The sequence below is a fragment of the Pseudomonas sp. genome, from assembly GCF_036387035.1.
Lineage (GTDB): Bacteria > Pseudomonadota > Gammaproteobacteria > Pseudomonadales > Pseudomonadaceae > Aquipseudomonas.
On the sequence record NZ_DASVUM010000031.1, the window covers coordinates 1 to 3,053 of the forward strand.

The 3,053-nt window shown below is 61.3% G+C and carries 4 protein-coding genes; all 4 read left to right on the forward strand.

The annotated features are described in order from the left end of the window. Window positions 1-262, forward strand: a 262-nt coding sequence (locus VF672_RS03085) for a ketopantoate reductase C-terminal domain-containing protein (protein ID WP_331101336.1), incomplete at its 5' end; no start/stop codon positions are given. A 52-nt stretch (window positions 263-314) separates the two neighbouring features. After that, window positions 315-1,235, forward strand: coding sequence for a 5'-nucleotidase (locus VF672_RS03090; RefSeq protein ID WP_331101338.1), 921 nt, complete (start codon window positions 315-317; stop codon window positions 1,233-1,235). Between the two features lie 94 nt (window positions 1,236-1,329). After that, a complete protein-coding gene (locus VF672_RS03095) occupies window positions 1,330-1,824 on the forward strand; it encodes a universal stress protein (RefSeq protein ID WP_331101340.1) in 495 nt (164 codons plus the stop codon). A gap of 151 nt (window positions 1,825-1,975) precedes the next feature. Beyond that, window positions 1,976-2,950, forward strand: coding sequence for an HTH-type transcriptional regulator CysB (gene cysB / locus VF672_RS03100; RefSeq protein ID WP_306492239.1), 975 nt, complete (start codon window positions 1,976-1,978; stop codon window positions 2,948-2,950). The last annotated feature ends 103 nt before the right edge of the window (window positions 2,951-3,053 follow it).

The following is a 3,053-nucleotide window of genomic DNA, read 5'->3' on the forward strand; positions in this document are numbered from 1 at the left end:
GCTGATGGCCGACGTGGTGCAGGGCGCTGAAGCCTGTGGGCACGTGCTGCCGGAAGGCTATGCCGAGCACTTGCTCAAGGTCACCGGCCACATGCCGGATTACCGGCCGAGCATGTACCACGATTTCACCGAAAAACGCCCGCTGGAACTCGACGCCATCTATGCCCGTCCCCTGGCCGCCGCGCTGGCAGCCGGCTGCGACATGCCCCGGGTGCGCGCGTTGTATCACGCGCTGGCGTTTATCGATCGCGGCAATCGTTGACGGCCACTGCCATGCGCTTGGCCACCTCCCGCTTTCGCTTTAAGGAAGACTGATGAGCACTGAATTAAACGTCAAAACCCCGGAGGGCAAGCTGGTGCTGGCGATTTCCTCGCGGGCGCTGTTTGATTTGCGCGAAAGCCATGAGATTTACATGGCGGACGGGGTCGCGGCCTACCGTCAGTACCAGATCGACCACGAGGATGAAGTCCTCGAACCGGGCGATGCCTTCCGTCTGGTGGAAAAACTCCTCAGCTTGAACGTGAGCCTGGACTCGTCTCGGGTCGAAGTGGTGCTGGTCTCGCGCAACAGCGCCGACACCGGGCTGCGCGTGTTCAACTCGATCCAGCACTACGGCCTCGACATTTCCCGCGCTGCATTTGTCGGCGGTCGCAGCCCGTTTCCCTATCTGGCGGCCTTCGGCAGTCACCTGTTTCTGTCGACCCACGCCGAAGACGTGCGCAGCGCGCTGGACGCTGGCTTTGCCGCTGCGACCATCCTCTCCGGGGGTGCCCGTCGCGCCGCCAGTGCTGAACTGCGTATCGCCTTCGACGGCGACGCCGTGCTGTTTTCCGATGAGTCTGAGCGGGTCTATCAGTCGGGAGGGCTCCAGGCGTTCCAGGCCAACGAGCGCGAGGCGGCCAGGCGACCGCTACCCGGCGGACCGTTCAAGCCTTTTCTGGCCGCGTTGAATGCCTTGCAGCGTGAATTTCCCGAAGCGTCGTGCCCGATTCGTACCGCGTTAGTGACCGCGCGCTCGGCCCCCGCCCACGAACGGGTGATCCGCACACTGCGCGAGTGGGACATCCGTCTGGATGAGTCGCTGTTTCTCGGCGGCCTGGACAAATCGGCGTTTCTTGAAGCGTTCGCTGCGGACGTATTTTTTGACGATCAGCCCGGCCATTGCGAGCGGGCGCGGGAAGTGGTGGCTACAGGGCACGTGCCCCACGGCATCAGCAATGAGCTAAAACCGTGAAGCGTTAGACCGAAAAGCCGCAGTCGGCCATCCGCTTGCGCGGCGCGCTGCTACGCTGATGAGGTCTTCATCAAACGGCTGCTTTGGGGGTCACATGATCCGCTCGATGCTCTACGCCACGGACCTCGGTGTTTACGCGCCCTATGTGTTGCAGCACGCGCTGGTGCTGGCGCGCACGTTCGATGCCGAACTGCATGTCGTGCATGTGGTGGAGCCGATGGGGCTGTTCGCCGAGTCCGTGCTGCAGAGCTTCCTGGCCGCAGACGTGCTCAAACAACTGCACAGTGAAGGCGTCAATACGGTGATCGACAGCATCGAAGCGCGGGTGCTGGCCAGTTTTCGCGAGGAGCTGGGCGACGGGCATCAGGATCTGACGTTGATCCACAGCGTGCGAGTGGTCCAGGGCGACCCCTCCAACGTGATACTCGATCAGGCTCGCCTGCTTGGCGTCGACCTGCTGGTGGTCGGCAGTCGCAGCCACGACGAGGAGGGCGATACGCCGATTGGCCGAACTGCGGCGCGTATCCTGCAATTGTCTGACGTACCGGTGTACATGGTGCCGATGTTGCAAAGTCGTGCGCAAACGTGATCCGGTTCCGGGAATGTGCCAAGGGCGTTAAAAGCTGCGTGCCATTACCGGTTAAAAGTGATAAAAAGTTCTAGCTTTGCCTTCCTGACCAATAATCCAGTTATATACCGTCGCTGATGCCCGAGGCGTCTTCCGGCTTTGAGGGATACATATGAAGCTTCAACAACTGCGCTACATCTGGGAAGTGGCGCACCACGACCTCAACGTTTCCGCTACTGCTCAAAGCCTTTACACGTCGCAACCCGGTATCAGCAAGCAGATCCGCCTGCTCGAAGACGAGCTGGGCGTTGAAGTGTTTGCACGCAGCGGCAAGCACCTGACCCGCGTCACTCCGGCGGGCGAGCGCATCATCACCACGGCCGGCGAGATCCTGCGCAAGGTCGAGAGCATCAAGCAGATCGCCCAGGAATTCTCCAACGAGAAGAAGGGTACCCTGTCGATTGCCACCACCCACACCCAGGCGCGCTACGCACTGCCGCCGGTGATCCGCGACTTCATCAAGCAATACCCGGATGTGGCGTTGCACATGCATCAGGGCTCGCCGATGCAGATCGCCGAGATGGCCGCCGATGGTACCGTCGATTTCGCCATCGCCACCGAAGCCCTGGAGCTGTTCGGTGATCTGGTGATGATGCCGTGCTACCGCTGGAACCGTTGCGTGGTTGTGCCTCAGGGGCACCCCTTGGCCAAGTTGCCGAAGCTCACCCTGGAAGCCCTGGCGGAATTCCCGATCGTCACCTACGTATTTGGTTTCACCGGCCGTTCCAAGCTCGATGAAGCCTTCAGCCACCGTGGCCTCACGCCAAAAGTGGTGTTCACCGCAGCCGACGCCGACGTGATCAAGACTTACGTGCGCCTGGGCCTGGGCGTGGGCATCGTCGCCAAGATGGCGGTCGACACCAACCTTGATAAAGACCTGGTGGTACTCGATGCCAGCGAGCTGTTCGAGTCCAGCGTGACCAAGATCGGCTTCCGTCGTGGCACGTTCCTGCGCGGTTTCATGTGCGATTTCATCGAGAAGTTCGCACCGCACCTGACCCGCGAAGTGATGGCCAAGGCGATCCAGTGCCACAACAAGCAGGAACTCGAAGAGCTGTTCGACGGCGTTGAACTGCCGGTTCACTGATACCTTCAGGCGTCACCTCGAACCGGTGCAGTGAGGCAGCCAGCGCCCTCACTGCACCGGTTTATCTGGCCTCGGTCACGGTGAAATATTGCCGAGCACCCGC

Coding starts and splice junctions, on each gene's coding strand:
- VF672_RS03095 (WP_331101340.1), top strand. CDS start 1,330: ATGATCCGCTCGATGCTCTACGCCACGGACCTCGGTGTTTACGCGCCC.
- cysB (WP_306492239.1), top strand. CDS start 1,976: ATGAAGCTTCAACAACTGCGCTACATCTGGGAAGTGGCGCACCACGAC.
- VF672_RS03090 (WP_331101338.1), top strand. CDS start 315: ATGAGCACTGAATTAAACGTCAAAACCCCGGAGGGCAAGCTGGTGCTG.